Annotated in this window: 13 protein-coding genes and 1 rRNA gene; 9 read left to right on the forward strand and 5 right to left on the reverse strand. The window is 49.5% G+C overall.

Annotated elements, in window-relative coordinates; translation table 11 throughout:
• Positions 1-12: 12 nt before the first annotated feature.
• Genes CWI83_RS09150 through CWI83_RS09160 form a run of 3 tightly spaced genes read right to left on the reverse strand, consistent with a single transcriptional unit; the run spans position 13 to position 4,089 of the window.
• The gene (locus CWI83_RS09150; RefSeq protein WP_126828302.1) at positions 13-2,010 is read right to left on the reverse strand and encodes a TonB-dependent receptor family protein; all 1,998 of its coding nucleotides are present in this window, start codon (positions 2,008-2,010) and stop codon (positions 13-15) included.
• A 3-nt stretch (positions 2,011-2,013) separates the two neighbouring features.
• Positions 2,014-3,162: a PQQ-dependent sugar dehydrogenase gene (locus CWI83_RS09155; RefSeq protein WP_126828304.1), complete on the reverse strand. Its 1,149-nt coding sequence runs from the start codon at positions 3,160-3,162 to the stop codon at positions 2,014-2,016.
• A gap of 12 nt (positions 3,163-3,174) precedes the next feature.
• Positions 3,175-4,089 (reverse strand): hydrogen peroxide-inducible genes activator, encoded by a 915-nt coding sequence (locus CWI83_RS09160; protein WP_126828306.1) that lies wholly within the window; start codon positions 4,087-4,089, stop codon positions 3,175-3,177.
• 159 nt (positions 4,090-4,248) lie between these two features.
• Between CWI83_RS09160 and CWI83_RS09165 the strand changes: the two genes are divergently transcribed.
• The 5 genes from CWI83_RS09165 to CWI83_RS09185 all read left to right on the forward strand — a co-directional run bounded on the left by CWI83_RS09165 (position 4,249) and on the right by CWI83_RS09185 (position 8,625).
• A complete protein-coding gene (locus CWI83_RS09165) occupies positions 4,249-4,794 on the forward strand; it encodes a peroxiredoxin (protein ID WP_126828308.1) in 546 nt (181 codons plus the stop codon).
• Between the two features lie 67 nt (positions 4,795-4,861).
• Positions 4,862-5,389: a carboxymuconolactone decarboxylase family protein gene (locus tag CWI83_RS09170; RefSeq protein ID WP_126828310.1), complete on the forward strand. Its 528-nt coding sequence runs from the start codon at positions 4,862-4,864 to the stop codon at positions 5,387-5,389.
• Between the two features lie 199 nt (positions 5,390-5,588).
• On the forward strand, positions 5,589-6,995 hold the full coding sequence (gene ccoG / locus CWI83_RS09175; protein WP_126828312.1) for a cytochrome c oxidase accessory protein CcoG: 1,407 nt from the start codon (positions 5,589-5,591) through the stop codon (positions 6,993-6,995).
• Entirely contained in the window at positions 6,988-7,992 is a 1,005-nt protein-coding gene (locus CWI83_RS09180) for a serine/threonine protein kinase (RefSeq protein ID WP_126828314.1), read from the forward strand. Before ccoG ends, CWI83_RS09180 begins: the two co-directional genes overlap by 8 nt.
• A 27-nt stretch (positions 7,993-8,019) precedes the next feature.
• On the forward strand, positions 8,020-8,625 hold the full coding sequence (locus tag CWI83_RS09185; protein WP_126828316.1) for a thiol:disulfide interchange protein DsbA/DsbL: 606 nt from the start codon (positions 8,020-8,022) through the stop codon (positions 8,623-8,625).
• A 1-nt stretch (position 8,626) separates the two neighbouring features.
• Here CWI83_RS09185 and CWI83_RS09190 read toward each other — a convergent pair whose 3' ends face one another.
• Positions 8,627-9,538: an acyltransferase gene (locus CWI83_RS09190; protein WP_126828318.1), complete on the reverse strand. Its 912-nt coding sequence runs from the start codon at positions 9,536-9,538 to the stop codon at positions 8,627-8,629.
• A 131-nt stretch (positions 9,539-9,669) separates the two neighbouring features.
• On the opposite strand from CWI83_RS09190, the gene CWI83_RS09195 reads away from it, so the two are divergent.
• From CWI83_RS09195 to CWI83_RS09205, 3 genes are read left to right on the forward strand one after another with little or no spacing between them, the layout of a single operon-like run.
• Positions 9,670-10,329, forward strand: a complete 660-nt coding sequence (locus CWI83_RS09195) for a hypothetical protein (protein WP_126828320.1) — start codon at positions 9,670-9,672, stop codon at positions 10,327-10,329.
• Positions 10,330-10,333: 4 nt separating this feature from the next.
• Positions 10,334-11,788: a Y-family DNA polymerase gene (locus CWI83_RS09200; RefSeq protein WP_126828322.1), complete on the forward strand. Its 1,455-nt coding sequence runs from the start codon at positions 10,334-10,336 to the stop codon at positions 11,786-11,788.
• A complete protein-coding gene (locus CWI83_RS09205) occupies positions 11,772-14,882 on the forward strand; it encodes an error-prone DNA polymerase (RefSeq protein WP_126828324.1) in 3,111 nt (1,036 codons plus the stop codon). The genes CWI83_RS09200 and CWI83_RS09205 overlap by 17 nt, the downstream gene beginning before the upstream one ends.
• A gap of 5 nt (positions 14,883-14,887) precedes the next feature.
• Here CWI83_RS09205 and CWI83_RS09210 read toward each other — a convergent pair whose 3' ends face one another.
• Positions 14,888-15,436 carry a gamma carbonic anhydrase family protein gene (locus CWI83_RS09210; protein ID WP_126828326.1) on the reverse strand — a complete coding sequence of 183 codons (549 nt, stop codon included), beginning with the start codon at positions 15,434-15,436 and terminating at the stop codon, positions 14,888-14,890.
• A 499-nt stretch (positions 15,437-15,935) separates the two neighbouring features.
• Here CWI83_RS09210 and CWI83_RS09215 point away from each other — a divergent pair.
• A 16S ribosomal RNA gene (locus CWI83_RS09215) occupies positions 15,936-16,046 on the forward strand; the annotation flags it as partial.

Here is a 16,046-nt window from a genome sequence, read left to right on the forward strand (position 1 = left end):
TCAGATGTAGCTTTAGTAATTGTATCGGGCGCTAATGCCAATCATGGCTTCGCGCGCGCGGCCGGGTTCAAACGCTCGACCACTGCCTTGGTTCACCACCACCGAACCAACATAAGTTCGGTCAAACAGGTTGTGAATTTTAAGCCAAGGGCTAACTTCTAGACCTTGTAATTGATAGCGTGTTTGCAGTGCCGCAGACCAAACCACATGGCTTGGGGCGATCACATCATTGGCATCGGTTGCCATGACTTCGCCGCGATAATCAGCGGCAATCTGTACCAGCGTATCAGTCGATTGTGTCGGTAACCAGTTAAATTGCAGGTAGGCTTGCTGTTTAGCAATACCCGGTAAGCGCAGACCGTTGCTAAAGGTCGCATCGAGATAACTCGCGGCAAAACGTAGATCAAGGCTTTCGCTGAGTTCAGCCGTACCTTCAAGTTCAATGCCGCGGCGCTCTGTTTGCTCAGCATTGGTATAAATCGTGCGGCCATCGATGCTGGTGTCCACCACAATTTCATTATCGGTTTGGATATCAAAAACGCTGAGTTGACACGAGAATCCCGCGCCACGACATTTGACCCCAGCCTCCCATTGCCGGTTAAACGCCGGTCCAAGGGTTGCGTTGAGGCCTGTTCCTGAGCGCGAATAAGCAAGCTCAGTGAGTGTCGGGCTTTCAAATCCTCGGCCGGTGGCGATAAAGCTCGCCCAGGTTTCATTGAGCTCATAGTTCAGGCCAGCCATCCAGGTATTGGCCGAGAGCGCTTGTTCGCCGCTATCGTCTGGGTTAATGCCCGGCAAGGTGTAGTAATCGGCAACGCTAAATCGTAATTTTTGATGCCGCGCCCCAGCACTAAAAGCGAGCGTGTCATTTATTTGCCAGTGCGCTTGGCTAAAGAGTGCATACGTGCGCACGCGGCCTAATTCGTCGCGGCGTAGGTCACCTTTCACACCAAACTCGTTGACGAAACCACGGCGGCGATCACGTTGCTCTGCCCACGTTAAACCACTTGTGAGGCGAACGGTATCTGTTAACGGTAGCGTGACCGCAGTCTCAGCTCCGGTAAATTGTCGGCGCAAATCAATCACTGCACCCGAGCTCGTTAAATCGTCTCCGGCAAAGGGTAAAAACTGTTCAATTTCGCGCCAGCCACGCCAGCTATTGAGGTGCCATTGGCCCCAATCTGCGCGGCCTTGTAAGCTAGCTGACACCTGCTGGTGGTGAATACTTTTGCGGGTATCATAGGTGATAGCTCGAGCAACGGTTTGCTCTGGATCTGCCGCCCACGCGTTCGGCGTAAGAGCACTGGGATCTTGCAACAAAGGTGCATAGTTATCATCTAAGCGCACGACCAGCTCAGTTGAGTCATTTAATTGTCGATACCAACGCAGTGCGAGTTGATCGCGCTCGGCTTTGTTTTGTGGTCGCGGCCCATCGGTACGCAGTCTTGCCCCGACCAGTCGCAAGGCATTCTGAGCATCCACCCACTCGCCTTGCAGACGCTGTCGTTGAGTGGCGTTTTCACCGAAAACTAAACTCGCTTCCAGTGAATTGGTATCAGGTGCGCGCGAACGCCAGTCAATTGCACCACCGGCCGCATTGCCATAGAGCACCGCTTGCGGGCCGCGAATCACCTGCACATTACTCGGTTCATCGAGCAAAATGCTCGACGTTTGTGCTTGACCATCGGGCATACTTAGCGGAATGCCATCAAGTCTTAATAGCACCCCACGCACACCAAAGGCTGAGCGTGCACCAAAGCCACGCAGGGTAATCCGAGTGTCTTGCGCATAGTTACTGCGATCATCGCTTTGTACACCAGCAAGCCCCTGCAACAGCTCGGCTGCGTCAATACGGGCGCCCGGCAATTGCTCGGCTACGGCTAAATTACTGGCGCTAGCGGCGAGTTGTTGCTGCTGTTGTGGGGCGTTTTCTTGAATAACGATGACTTCATCAGGGGCAGTGGCCTGCACGCTGGCACTGGCCAGCGTGAACATCAAGGCGTAATACATGATTTACTCTGCGGGTTTGATTCGAAGAAGGGCGCCATTTTTATCATCAGATAATAAATAAATGAAGCCATCCGGTCCTTGTGCGATGTCGCGGAGACGGGCTTTGGTATCATCTTGTAACAGGGTTTCTTCGTGCATCACACGGTCACCATCTAAATCAAGACGCGCCACTTGCGAGCCACGTAATGCCGCTACAAACAAGTCGTTTTTCCATTCAGGGAAGGCATCCCCGGTATAAAAAATCATGTTTGAAATCGCAATCGATGGCACCCAGTAGTAATGCGGTAACACCGTCCCTTCAACATAGGTTTTGTCGCTGATAATGCTATCGTCGTAATCAATCCCGAAGGTTGCGACCGGCCAACCATAGTTATTGGCGGCTTCTGCAATATTGATTTCATCGCCACCTTTGGGACCATGCTCAGCGGCCCATAACTTACCGGTAAGCGGATGAATCGCTGCACCTTGCACATTGCGGTGCCCATAAGACCAGATTTCTGGCATCGCACCCGCTTGGTCGACAAATGGGTTATCTTCTGGGACGCTGCCATCAGGCCAGATGCGAACGATTTTGCCATCGTGGTTATCCAGTGTCTGCGCATCGTCCATATGGTGGTAGCGATCACCTGTGGTAATGAATAGATGGCCCTCAGGTGAAAAAACTAATCGTGAGCCGAAATGGAAGCGGCTATTAAACTTCGGCGCAACGCGGAAAATAAGCTCTTGGTCGACCAACTTATGGCCATCAAGTCGCGCACGGGTTACCGCAGTGCTCTGCCCGTCACCACCGGCTGGGTCGGCTTCGGCATAACTTAAATAAACCCATTGGTTTTCGGCAAAGTTTGGATCGACCACGATATCGAGTAAGCCACCTTGACCGGCATAGACCACTTCAGGCACGCCGCTTAGAGTATGCTTTTCATTTTTATCAAAGTGATAGTGCACCACGGCGCCCGTTTTCTCAGTGATGAGAACACTGCCATCGGGTAAAAAGTCCATCCCCCATGGATACTCTAGCCCTTCGGTAACCACCTCGAGCTCGATGTTATGACGCTGTGTTTCAATCGCTTTTGCATGCACAGCCGTGGTGCTGATTGCGGTCACTCCAAGCGCTAACAACACGGCGCTTAAAATTGGTTTTACGCTTTGCATAACTACCTCACATTAGTTGAGTGTTCGTTCGGGCAATAAGTCCGCGATACATTCAGCGAGTACCCGGAAAGTTTGTCGGCGCGTTGTGGTCGGTCGGTAAATTAAGCCAATCTCACGCGCTGCTTCAGCCCCTGTTGGCTGCAATGCGACTAAATCGGTGCCCGTTAAAATGCCATGGTCGATCGCCATTTGCGGGACGAAGGTCGCGCCAAGTCCGGCATCGGCCATTTGCACTAGACTATGTAAACTGGTCGCGGTGAAGGGATTAATTTTCGATGAATCAACCAGTTCACACGCTGAAACCGCATGGCCCCGTAAACAGTGCTCTTTCTCGAGTAAGAAAATCGACTCGTCGGGAAGTGCGCTGTAATCAACCGGTTCCTCTAGTTTTTCGGCAAGCGATTTATGCATCACCAATTTAAACGGGTCCCGCCCAAGCACATATTTTTGATTGCCATGGATATCGATCGGTAACGCCAAGATCAATACGTCTAGTTCCCCATTTCGGAGCAGTTGTAACAAATTCTGCGTAGTATCTTCGCGAATTCGCAGGTGTAGCTTGGGGTAGTCTTGCGCCAAGCTTTTGCTTAAATCACCGAGTAAGAACGGCGCAATGGTTGGAATACAGCCAAGCCGAAGCGGGCCTTCCATCAATTTGCCCTGACTCTGCGCGTAGTTCATCAGCTCTTCAGTTGAGGTAATAATCCGCCGCGCTTGGCGCACCAGTTCATCGCCGATGCTAGTGAACAAAAAGCTCTTATGGTCGCGTTCGATTAATTGACAGCCGAGTTGATCTTCTAGGTTTTGAATACCACTACTTAAGGTCGATTGACTCACATGGCAGGCTTGCGCTGCGCGATTAAAATTTTGATGTTCATGCAATGCCAGTAAATAGCTTAAGTTTTTTAGGCTAGGCAGCTTCGTCACACGGGCCTCCGCAGGGGTTAAAAAGTTTAATTGAAAATCCCGATTATCATAATTCGTTTTATTCGTTTTAACAAATTCTACGTCTTACCTATCATAGCTCCTGAACCGAAACGAAGAGTTTCAAATTTTGTGAACCTGTATCAATCGAGGAGAACACATATGTTAACCGTAGGCGATAAATTACCAGAGTTTTCAGTTGTAGCAGCTAAGCCTGGCTTCAACATGCCAGAAGAAAATGGCGAGAGCGCTTTTGAAACCATCACTAACGAAAGCTTCAAAGGGAAGTGGAAAATCATTTTCTTCTATCCAAAAGATTTCACTTTCGTATGCCCAACTGAAATTGTTGAGTTTGCGAAATTAAACGAAGAGTTCGCTGACCGTGATGCTGTTGTATTGGGCGGTAGCAATGACAACGAATTCGTTAAATTGGCATGGCGCCGTGAACACCCAGATCTGAAGAGCCTGAACCAGTACTCATTTGCTGACAACGGTTCACTCATCGACGGTCTTGGTGTCCGTGATAAAGAAGAGAACGTTGCCTTGCGTGCGACTTTCGTAGTCGACCCACACAACGTAATCCAGCACGTATCAGTTAACAACTTGAACGTTGGCCGTAACCCGCAAGAAATCTTGCGTATCCTTGACGGTTTGCAAACTGACGAGCTGTGCCCTTGTAACCGTGCAGTAGGTGGCGACACGCTATAAGCCCCCACGGGTTCAAGTAATAGATGTAGAGGTGCCGCTGCGGCGGCACTTTTTAACAGGAGGATTTATGAGCATTGCAGATTTTAAAAATACCCTAGGCGATCACGGTAAAGATACCAAGCTGAACTTGTCGAGTATTTTCGGCAATGTCGATACCTCTGGGATGACCAATGACCAATTCTACGGCACAGCGTTATCGCTTGCGTACGCAATTGGCGACGATGCGCTCACTGCAGCAGTTGAAGCAGAAGCTGAAGGTAAAGTTGAAGATAACGTTGTGGGAGCTGCGAAGTTAGCGGCAACCTTGATGGCGATGAACAACGTTTATTACCGCTTCTTGCACCTGTGCAGCGACAAACAGTTTTCGAAAATGCCAGCCGGCTTGCGGATGAACGGCATGGCGAATCCTGGTGTAGAAAAAGCTGATTTTGAGCTTTACTCACTGGCCGTATCAGCCCTTGCTGGGTGTGGTATGTGTATCGATTCACACGTAGGTGTGTTGCTGAAACATAACGTTCCAGCACAAGTTATCCAGTTATCGATCAAGATGGCTGCGGTACTGAATGCAGCGGCAACAGCGCGTCGCATTGCATAATCTGTCATTAAGGTGTCACATTGGCGCTTTAGGATAGATGTTGACTTCCCTGAGATCTGGTTGTAACTCATTTGCCCGATGCTTTGCATCGGGCTTTTTTTTGATCGTGATCAGCTTCCGACCATAAAAAAGCGGCATCCATCTGCTAAAATTCGGTATACTCTAAACTAAGTTTGAAAGACGCATTAGGTAACCGGTTATGGAACAAAAAGTGAAGGTGATGGCAGCAGACCAAGTCAAAATCGAGCGGCCTGACCCGAATAAGCAGTATTCTCCCCGTAACCGAATCTACGTTCGTGACGTCAAAGGCAGCTTTGAGTGGTTTCGACGTAGTTTTGGCTTCATTTTGCTGGCGCTTTTTGCCGGTATCCCTTGGTTACAATACAACGGTGACCAAGCGGTCTTGTTGGATATTTTTAACCAGCGTTTCCGCATCTTTGGGATGACCTTATGGCCACAAGATCTCACCATCTTGGCCTGGATAGCCATTGTCTCTGCTTTTGCACTGTTCTTTGTGACCACCTTATTTGGTCGGGTTTGGTGCGGCTTTATGTGCCCGCAGACGGTGTGGACCTTCATCTTTATGTGGTTCGAGAAGAAAATCGAGGGTACCCGCAATCAGCGCATGAGTCTCGACAAGCGAGCATGGGATTTTGATAAGGTCTGGCGTAAAACCCTGAAGCATGTGTCTTGGCTTATTGTTGCCCTGCTTACGGCGTTAATTTTCGTGGGGTACTTCACCGACATTCGCGCCTTGTTCGTGAACTTTTTCACCTTAGAGGCGAGTTTCTGGGCGGTGTTTTTTGTCCTGCTCTTTACCTTCTGTACCTATGGGAATGCGGGCTGGATGCGCGAAATTATGTGTACCCACATGTGTCCATACGCACGTTTCCAATCGGCGATGTTTGACCAAGATACTATTACTGTGAGTTACGATGCCAAGCGCGGCGAACCGCGGGGTGGGCGTTCTCGCAAAGCGGATCCGAAAGAGTTGGGGCTTGGCTCATGTATTGACTGTAACTTGTGTGTGCAGGTGTGCCCAACCGGTATCGATATCCGTAACGGTCTACAATATGAATGTATTAACTGCGGCAGTTGTGTCGATGCCTGTAATGAAATCATGGATAAGATGAATTACGAGCGTGGCTTGATTAGCTTTACGACTGAACGTAATTTACAAGGTGGGAAAACCCATACATTCCGCTTCAAAGCGGTCGGTTACTTTGTCGCTATGGTGGTTATTTCGGGCTTGTTAGTCTGGGATATCGCAACCCGCGTTCCACTTGAAGTCGATACCCTGCGGGATCGCAATCAGCTGTATACCATTAATATGGATGGCTGGGTGCAGAACGTCTATACCTTGAAAATTCTCAATAAATCGCAGTTACCACAAGAGTACACCATTGCGGCGACTGGCTTTGAGTCATTACAGCTGATTGGCAACACCGAGCTTACAGTGGCCGGCGGCGAGGTGGCGACCGTGCCTATTACCGTTGCGGTTGACCCAGAACTTGTCACTGAACGAGTACAACAGATTACCTTTATCGTACGCAGTAGCGACGGTGAAGTAGAACAGCAACACAGCAGTAGTTTTATCTATGAGTGATGCGCTCCAGGACTTTAGCTTTCATGGCTTAACTCCTGATTTAATTGTCAACGCCCTCGCCAGTGTGGGCGTTGACCCCTACTCGGGGTTGTTAGCCCTTAACAGCTATGAAAACCGGGTGTATCAATTCCAAGCCGATGATGGCAAGCGTTATGTGGCAAAGTTTTATCGTCCGCAGCGCTGGACAACTGCGCAAATTCTCGAAGAACACCAATTCACCCTTGAGCTCATGGCCGAAGATGTGCCGGCGGTGGCCCCATTGAGTTTGCACGGTTCGACTCTGTGTCAGTATCAAGGTTATCGCTTCGCGGTTTTTCCATCCGTCGGTGGACGCGCGGTTGAACCAGGTGATCTTGACCAACTCGAACGCATCGGCCGGCAAATCGGCCGTTTGCATGCGGTGGCTCGACGCGCAGATTTTCACGCTCGACCTGGTTTAGAGGCGGATGAATATGTGCTCCAAGCGATGCAAACCTTACGTCAAACAGAACTCGTCCCAGATGCGATTCGGACTGCATTTTTTGCGATCGCAGAACCCCTCGCTGAGCAATTACAACAGGTTTCTTTTGCAGATATTCAACTGCAACGTTTGCATGGCGACTGTCATTTAGGCAATATGCTGGTTCGCGATGAGCAGTTAACCTTTGTTGATTTCGATGATGCGCGCACTGGCCCAGCGGTACAGGATCTGTGGATGATGCTGGCAGGTGACGACCGGCAACAAAATTTACTGCAACTCGATGCTCTGCTCAGTGGTTACGAAGACTTTTGTGAGTTTGATGAAAAGGAACTCGCTTTGATCGAACCTTTACGTGGTTTTCGTATCATACACTACATGGCATGGTTAGCGCGGCGCTGGGATGATGCGGCATTTCGCCGAGCCTTCCCATGGTTTGCCGAAACGCGTTACTGGGAACAGCAAGTGCTGACATTGAAAGAACAGTTTGCTGCACTGCAGCAGCCCCCGTTAACGCTACAACCGAATTTTAATCGTTAATAAAAGTCTTAAAAAAGGACGGTAGCAATGAAGAAGTTATTGTTTGCAGTACTCGCTTTAATGATGTGGCCCGCGGCCGCGCAGCAGTTTGAAGAGGGTGTGCATTACGAAGTGATCTCTGAAACAGCCTCAGCAAAACCTGAAATTAAAGAGTTTTTCTCGTATTTCTGTGTGCATTGTTACCGTTTTGAGTCGATTGCCAAGGCGTTAGCTGCGGAATATCCAGAGCAGTTTGATAAAGCGCACGTTTCGTTTATCAACTATAAAGGCATGGGCATTGCGATGTCGCGTGCATACGTTGTGGCCAAACAAAAAGGCATGGAAGATGAGTTCAGTAGCTTAGTGTTCCGTCGTAACTTTGTTGAGCGCAACATGATCGAAACGCAAGACCAGCTCAACGGTATTTTTGCTGAGCTTGGAATGAGCGCGGAAGACGCAGAGAAAGCGATGAATAGTTTCTCGGTGCGCGGTATGGCCAACAAAATGGATCGTGATGCCGGTAATCTGCGCGTTAACGCCACCCCAACCTTTATCGTCAACGGTAAGTACAAAATCCTGCCACAAGGCCTACAAAACAGCGAAGATTTCAGCGCTGATTTCGTTAAGCTAGCAGGCTTCTTGCTCCAGCAATAAGTTATTTAGAGCGGTTGGCGATGGCCGTTAAGGTCTCGCCAATCAGCTTATCCTTCCGCTCCCAACGTCCGTTCAGCCAAGTTTGAAAGCGTTCTTTAAACGCCGCATCTTGGAAATAATCACCAATGAGATCTTGCTGCATCGGCAAGGTTTCAACATTCACATAAATATCTCTCAGTTGCCCCGTCAATAGATCCCAAACAACTGAGTTTTTGCTGGGCGGGTAAACGATGGTGATATCAAGAATGGCGTCAAATTGCTCCCCCATGGTTTGCAGAGTAAATGCAGTCCCACCCGCTTTAGGTGGGAGCAAATGTTGATAAGGGCTGTTTTTGTGTTGGTGCTTTTCAGGGGTAAAGCGAGTGCCCTCACAAAAGTTGATCACGGTTGTTGGGATATGACGGAACTTTTGACAGCTCTTTTGCGTGGTTTCGATATCCTTCCCTTTTAAGTGTGGATGCTTCGCTAAAAATTCACGCGAATAGCGTTTCATAAAGGGCATATCTAAGGTCCAGCAACCCAAGCCGATAAGCGGCAGCCAAATCAACTCTTGTTTCAAAAAGAAGCGCGGCATGGGCATATTGCGACAGGCCAAATGCATCACTAAGGGAATATCGACCCAACTGAGATGGTTGATGATAATCATGTACCAACGGTCGCGGTGGAGTTGGCTATCCCCCTCGATATGCCAGCGCACCGGCTGGGTGAGCCGAAACAGCAACGACATGGCGTAGCCCCACACCCGGAAGACTCCATTTGCGAGTGTTGAAATAACTCGCTGGACCGGTGGAAATGGCAGTAACAACTTAGGGATACCGACAATAATCACGAGCAAAGCAATAAGACCAGTGGTTACTGCAGCAAAAGTGAAATTAATGATCAAACGCACAGGGATCAATAAAGTCGTTAACATAGTTTTGCTCTCATCTCGTTCAACCTAAGGGGATATGACCCACTATCATACGCAAAAGTGTAAAGCTTGCCAGAACAGAAAAAAGGCGCTATTTTATACTGTATAAATATACAGTATTTTAGGGGGTGCATATGGCGGCTTCACATCTTCACGAACTGGTTGCCAAAGGCTGGGTTTGGCAAGGCCAAGATCTTCCTGCGCAAAAGCTACAGCAGCAGTTCATTGAAAGTGGTTGGTCTGAGTTAGATCAGCACTTAGGAGGCGGCTGGCTGCAAGGTAGCGTGAATGAATTGCAGTTGCATGCGCCGTTTAGTGGTGAGCTAGCTTTTCTTATGCCCTTATTACAGCAACAGACCCGCCCAACGGTATGGCTCAATCCACCCTGCCAGCCCTATGCACCTGGGCTACGTTATCAACAGCTCGAGCCAGATTTGCAGTGGTGCCTTTATGAGTCTGATCCACTGAAAGCGGTATGGGCGATTGAACAATGTTTGCAAGCGCAACAAGTTGGCGTGGTTTTAGCCTGGTTACCTGAGTTATCAGCGGCCTGCGTGCGGCGCTTACAACAAACGGCAGAACAGCAGCAACAATTAGTGTTCATCTTTACCCCAAGTAAAACCGCAACCACTGAAGCCCGTGCTTATGTGAATCGGCTGCGTCTGTATTGGCATGACGGCTTGCATGTGGAAATTCTAAAGCGCCGCTTTGGTTGGCCGCTGGCGGCGTTTCGCTGCCCAGTTGAAGACTTTTTACCGGAACGTCGCCGTTCGGCCCAGCAATCCGCGACTTAGCGTTATGAATGCTTGGCTGTTTTTACACTTTCCCCATTTGCTGCTCGATGAACAATTGGCGCAGCAGCCTGCTGACCAGCAACAGTTGCCACAGGTGCTGCTAGAGCAGCAGGCTGGGCGTGAGCCCAAGGTAAAACAAGCTAACCTTCAAGCTTTGCAACAGGGGGTTGAAGTGGCGATGGACTGGGTGATGGCGCAAGCACTGGTGCCTGAATTACAGACGCGCAATTGGGTCGCGAGTCGAGAGCATCAAGTGTTAGCTGCGCTGGCGCAAGCCCTGTATCAAGATTGTGCACAAATTGCTTTGTACCCACCGCGGGGGTTGCTACTCGAAGTTAAAAGTTTACAGCGTTTGTATGGTGGCTTAGAGCCTTTGCGAGCGCGTATTGAACAACGCATACAGCACCAGATCCCACCTTTAAGATATAGCTTAGCAAGTGGGTATAGCCCGCTCGCGGCAAAACTATTAGCCGAAGCAGAGCAAACCTTAGTGACCACAGCAACGGGCCCGGTTGAGCAGGCGCTACAGCAATTACCGCTCCAGCATAGCCAACTCCCCGCAGAGCAAATTCAACGGTTATTGGATGTTGGCATGCAGTCGTTAGGGAGTGTGCTGAGTCATTCAGCAGGCGCTTTGGGGCAGCGTTTTGGTAAAACCATGACGCAATATCTGGCGCAGCTACGGGGCGAACTTCAGCAGCCGCAACATTACTATCGTCCCCCTGCCTATTTTTATCAGCGCATCGATTTATTGACCGAAGTGCAGTCATGGCAACAGCTACTCTTCCCGTTAAAACGGCTCTTACAGCAGCTTGAAAACTTTTTACAAGTACGCCAATTGAGTACGCAGCAGTTGCTCTTGAAAGCTTATCATCGCAATCATGAGCCGACCCAAATCGAGATTGGTTTTGCCCATCCGGTGTGGCAGCAGCGAGAGATTTTTCAATTGGTGCAATTACAACTTGAGCGGCAACAGCTTTCGCATCCCGCACTTGAGCTGAGCCTGTGGGTACGCGATTTAGTTTCACGAGAAAGTCAAAAAACACGTTTATTTGCTGCGGCAAAAGGTGAACACCAAGAAGATACCCAGGCGCGAGCACAATTGGTCAACCGCTTACAAGCACGATTAGGTGCACAGGCGGTTAAAGTCCCGCAACTGCGAGCAGATCTGCGCCCCGAAAAAGCCCATGGGTTGCAGCCGTGGCAGCAGATACAGCAGCCCACCAAACCACGTTATCGTTCGCGTCTGCCGCGGCGGCCTCCTTGGTTATTAACTGAGCCAGAGCCGATTCAGCGGCAACAATGGCAATTGCAATGGGGGCCAGAGCGGCTTGTAAGTGGCTGGTGGGACGATGCGCCCTGCCATCGTGATTATTACATTGCACTCGATCCTTGGCAGCGCCAAGGTTGGATTTTTTCTGATCAGCAAGGGTGGTTTTTACATGGCTGGTTCAGTTAATCCGGTTGCTTTGAATTGTCTTAGTTACTATAGCTTTTTGCGCGGCGCTTCGAGTCCTGCCGAGCTTATAGAGCAAGCGGCTGAACTTGGCTATCAGGCCTTAGCCATAACCGATGAATGTTCACTTGCTGGAGTGGTTCGTGCTTACGTTGCCAATCAGCAGTTGCCAAGTCCCCTACAGCTTTTGATTGGCAGCAGTTTTGACTTGGCCGAGCAGGGCCGCTGGGTGGTATTGGTGCGTGACCACCAAGGTTACACGCAACTGTGCGAATTGATTACCAAGGCACGCAGTCGCTGCAGCAAAGGGGCGTATCAACTAGGTTTAGACGATTTAGCTGAACTTGACCCCAATCATGTCATTTTGCTCTGGCGACCTGAATTAACCGGCGCTATGGCGACGGTGACGCAGCACTTATTGCCGCGCTTTGAAGGGGCGCTCTACTTGGCCTTTAGTCGTCACTATCACAGTGATGATGCAGCGCGATATCGAGCCTATCAGCATTACCATCAAGTAACGGGTTTACCGATAGTTGCCGCCTGTGAAGTGTTATATCACCAGCGTCAGCAACAGCCGCTCTTTGATGTGATGCAAGCGATTCGCGAGCGCCAAGCGGTGACCCAAATCGTTGAACACCTGCCAGCTAATCATGAGTATTGTTTGCGCTCGGTAGCCGAGTTGCAGCAATGCTACCCCCATGCGTGGCTAGAACAAGCCGGTTTTATTGCGCAAAAATGTCACTTTTGTTTAAGCGAGTTACGCTACCAATATCCGAGCGAACTGGTGCCTGAGGGACAAACCGCAACGGCTTATTTACGTGAATTGACTTACGCTGGCGCAAAGCGACGCTTTCCAGATGGGCTTAGCGCAGATGTTCAAGCCAAATTAGAAAAGGAACTCGGGCTTATTGAGCAACTTGAGTACGAGTATTTCTTTTTAACCATTTACGACATTGTTCAGTTTGCCCAGCAGCGAGGCATTTTGTACCAAGGGCGCGGCTCAGCAGCGAACTCGGTGGTGTGTTATTGCCTTGAGATCACGGCCGTAAACCCTGCTCAAATTGATGTGCTATTTGAGCGGTTTATTTCAGCTGAGCGAGATGAGCCTCCAGATATTGATGTCGATTTTGAGCATCAGCGCCGCGAAGAGGTGATTCAATATATTTATCAAAAATATGGGCGTAAACGGGCTGCTCTGGCGGCGACAGTGGTGCGTTATCGATTGAAGAGCGCCTTTCGTGATGTGGGTAAGGCGCTCGGTTTTCGCGAGCAAGCGTTACGTCATTACCTTCAGCGAATCGATCGGCGTGACCGCGAGTATCACTGGCGTGAGCAACTGCTCGAACAGGTCCCTGAGTTGGTACAAACTCAACGTGGGCGCTGGTTATTAGATTTAACCCAAGCCTTAATTGGCACCCCGCGCCACTTGTCACAGCATGTCGGTGGGTTTGTGATTGCCTCGCGTAGCTTAGCCGAACTTGTTCCGGTCGAAAATGCCAGCATGCCGGAGCGTACCGTGATCCAGTGGGATAAAGACGATATCGAGGCACTGCGCCTGATCAAAGTAGATATTCTCGCTCTAGGCATGCTCTCTGCGCTGCAAAAGATGCTGACCTATGTGCGTGGCTATGGCCAAACTGCGGCCGAACAGCAACTCTCGCTTGCCACTATTCCAACTGAAGACCCGAAGGTCTATCAAATGCTGCAGCAAGCCGATTCGATTGGTATTTTCCAAATTGAATCGCGCGCGCAGATGAATATGTTGCCGCGACTCAAACCTGCGACTTTTTATGATCTGGTGGTACAAATTGCGATTGTCCGGCCAGGTCCAATTCAAGGTGATATGGTGCACCCTTATTTACGTCGCCGGGCTGGGCTTGAGCCGATTGAATATCCAAGTGCAGCGGTCAAACAGGTGCTCGAGCGCACTCTAGGCGTGCCGATTTTCCAAGAGCAAGTGATTAAACTGGCAATGGTTGCGGCTGGCTTTAGTGGTGGCGAAGCAGATCAATTACGGCGCGCTATGGCTAATTGGCAACGCTCAGGGAAATTGAAAAAGTTTGAGCGTAAACTTATCGAGGGGATGCGCGCGCGAGGCTACAGTGATGACTTTGCCAAACGTATTTATCAGCAGATTCTTGGTTTCGGTGAGTATGGCTTTCCGGAGTCGCACTCGGCCAGTTTTGCCAATCTTGCGTATGCCTCGGCGTGGATGAAGTATCACCACCCTGCTGCTTTTTATTGTGCGTTACTGAATAGTCTACCGATGGGCTTTTATTCTGCCGATCAACTTTTACAAGATGCGAAACGTCATCATGTGCCCCTGTTACCGGTAGATATTCAGTTTAGCCAGTGGGATCATCAGCTGGTCGAGTTGACCGAGCGGCGCAGTCTAAGGCTGGGGTTGCGGTTGATTAAAGGATTATCGCGCCAACGGATCGAAGCGCTTATAGCGCAGCGCCCGCCACAAGGATTTCAGAGCTTGCAACAACTCCAGCACTGTGGCGCGCGTCGGCATGAGTTACAAGCGTTGGCTGCAGCAGATGCGTTAGCCGGTGTCAGTGGCCATCGCTATCAGAGTCAGTGGCAAAGTTTAGCGGTACAAGAGCAACCCCCTCTATTTGCTGAGTTGCTCGATGATTTAAATGATGAGCAAGTAGCGGCTCCTACCGAGATTGAAGATATTCGAGCGGACTATCAACATTTAGGGTTATCGCTGCGGCGTCATCCACTGGCTATTTTACGCGAGCAAGGAAAGTTGCGTGGGTATAAGACGGCCGCCGAGCTGAGCACTTGTCGATCGGGCCAATTTGTTCAAATCAGTGGTTTAGTCACGTGCCGACAGCGCCCCGGTACCAGTAGTGGCGTGACTTTTATTACCCTTGAGGACGAAACGGGACAGGCTAACATTGTGATTTGGCTTGCCACCGCACGCCAATTCCGGCAAGCGTATTTACGTGCAAGGCTGTTAAAAGTAAAAGGCGTGGTAGAGATCCATGCGGGGGTGGTGCATGTCATCGCAGGGCAGTTATTTGATGAAAGTGAGCATTTACGACCGTTTCAACTTGACCGTAAACGCTCCCGTGATTTTCATTAGCCAAGTTAAAGCGATTGTACGTTGGCGATATACTCGTCTTTTAGTTGCACGTACTTGGCCGCTGAGACTTTCAGAAATTCTTTTTCTTGCTCGGTTAAAGCGCGAACTTTTTTCATCGGGTTGCCCACATATAGATGCCCTGCTTCTAAATGTTTGCCCGGTGGCACCACGGTTCCAGCACCAATAATGACATCATCTTCAACCACTGCCCCATCCATTACGGTCGCTGACATGCCAACTAAGACCCGATTGCCAATCCGACAGGCGTGCAGCATTGCTTGATGGCCAACGGTAACATCATCCCCAATAATAAGTGGGAATCCTTCTGGATTACTCGCGCTTTTACTCGCCACATGTAAGGTGGTGTTATCTTGGATATTGGTGCGCTTACCGATCCGAATTTTATTCACATCACCCCGCGCTGCTACTAACGGCCAAATCGAACTATGTTCACCAATATGGATATCACCCACTAAGACCGCACTTGGATCAATATAGACATGCTCTGCAATGTCCGGCTCAATACCACGATAACTTCGAATATCACCAAACATATTTATAACCCCTGTTTTAACATAAAATTTCACGACCAAATCAATACAGCGATGGTAGCAGATGCCGATCTTCGCTGCGAGTTATATAGTTTTTAAGCAAATTGTTGATTAAATCAGCTATCGGCAAAAAAACATAAAAAAATCCCCAAAAGGTCCTTGACGGGGGCAGTTAAATCACTAAAATGCGCCCCACGCTTTCGGCACGCACTGAAAGCGCCAAAACAAGCAATTTGAGATGAAAAAAATTTTGCCGAAAGGCTTGACTCAAACTGCATAGGCTGTAGAATGCGCAGCCTGCTCGATGCGAGCGAACGTTCTTTAACAATTTATCAAGCCAAGCAAACTGTGTGGGCACTTACCGGATTCAGGCAGAGAAAGCATCTTTGGATGCAACAAGTATCCTTCTTTTAACGAAGGGGATACACCTGACTGATTGGAAAAGTGCTTAACAAATTTAGATTTATTAAGTCATTGATTCAATGAGTCGATTAAACACTTTAAATTGAAGAGTTTGATCATGGCTCAGATTGAACGCTGGCGGCAGGCCTAACACATGCAAGTCGAGCGGTAACAGGAAGAAGCTTGCTTCTTTGCTGACGAGCGGCGGACG

Origin of the sequence: Pseudidiomarina taiwanensis, assembly GCF_003987435.1 — a bacterium.
GTDB classification, from domain to species: domain Bacteria; phylum Pseudomonadota; class Gammaproteobacteria; order Enterobacterales; family Alteromonadaceae; genus Pseudidiomarina; species Pseudidiomarina taiwanensis.

Coding starts and splice junctions, on each gene's coding strand:
- CWI83_RS09150 (WP_126828302.1), bottom strand. CDS start 2,010: ATGTATTACGCCTTGATGTTCACGCTGGCCAGTGCCAGCGTGCAGGCC.
- CWI83_RS09155 (WP_126828304.1), bottom strand. CDS start 3,162: ATGCAAAGCGTAAAACCAATTTTAAGCGCCGTGTTGTTAGCGCTTGGA.
- CWI83_RS09165 (WP_126828308.1), top strand. CDS start 4,249: ATGTTAACCGTAGGCGATAAATTACCAGAGTTTTCAGTTGTAGCAGCT.
- CWI83_RS09170 (WP_126828310.1), top strand. CDS start 4,862: ATGAGCATTGCAGATTTTAAAAATACCCTAGGCGATCACGGTAAAGAT.
- ccoG (WP_126828312.1), top strand. CDS start 5,589: ATGGAACAAAAAGTGAAGGTGATGGCAGCAGACCAAGTCAAAATCGAG.
- CWI83_RS09180 (WP_126828314.1), top strand. CDS start 6,988: ATGAGTGATGCGCTCCAGGACTTTAGCTTTCATGGCTTAACTCCTGAT.
- CWI83_RS09185 (WP_126828316.1), top strand. CDS start 8,020: ATGAAGAAGTTATTGTTTGCAGTACTCGCTTTAATGATGTGGCCCGCG.
- CWI83_RS09190 (WP_126828318.1), bottom strand. CDS start 9,538: ATGTTAACGACTTTATTGATCCCTGTGCGTTTGATCATTAATTTCACT.
- CWI83_RS09195 (WP_126828320.1), top strand. CDS start 9,670: ATGGCGGCTTCACATCTTCACGAACTGGTTGCCAAAGGCTGGGTTTGG.
- CWI83_RS09200 (WP_126828322.1), top strand. CDS start 10,334: ATGAATGCTTGGCTGTTTTTACACTTTCCCCATTTGCTGCTCGATGAA.
- CWI83_RS09205 (WP_126828324.1), top strand. CDS start 11,772: ATGGCTGGTTCAGTTAATCCGGTTGCTTTGAATTGTCTTAGTTACTAT.
- CWI83_RS09210 (WP_126828326.1), bottom strand. CDS start 15,436: ATGTTTGGTGATATTCGAAGTTATCGTGGTATTGAGCCGGACATTGCA.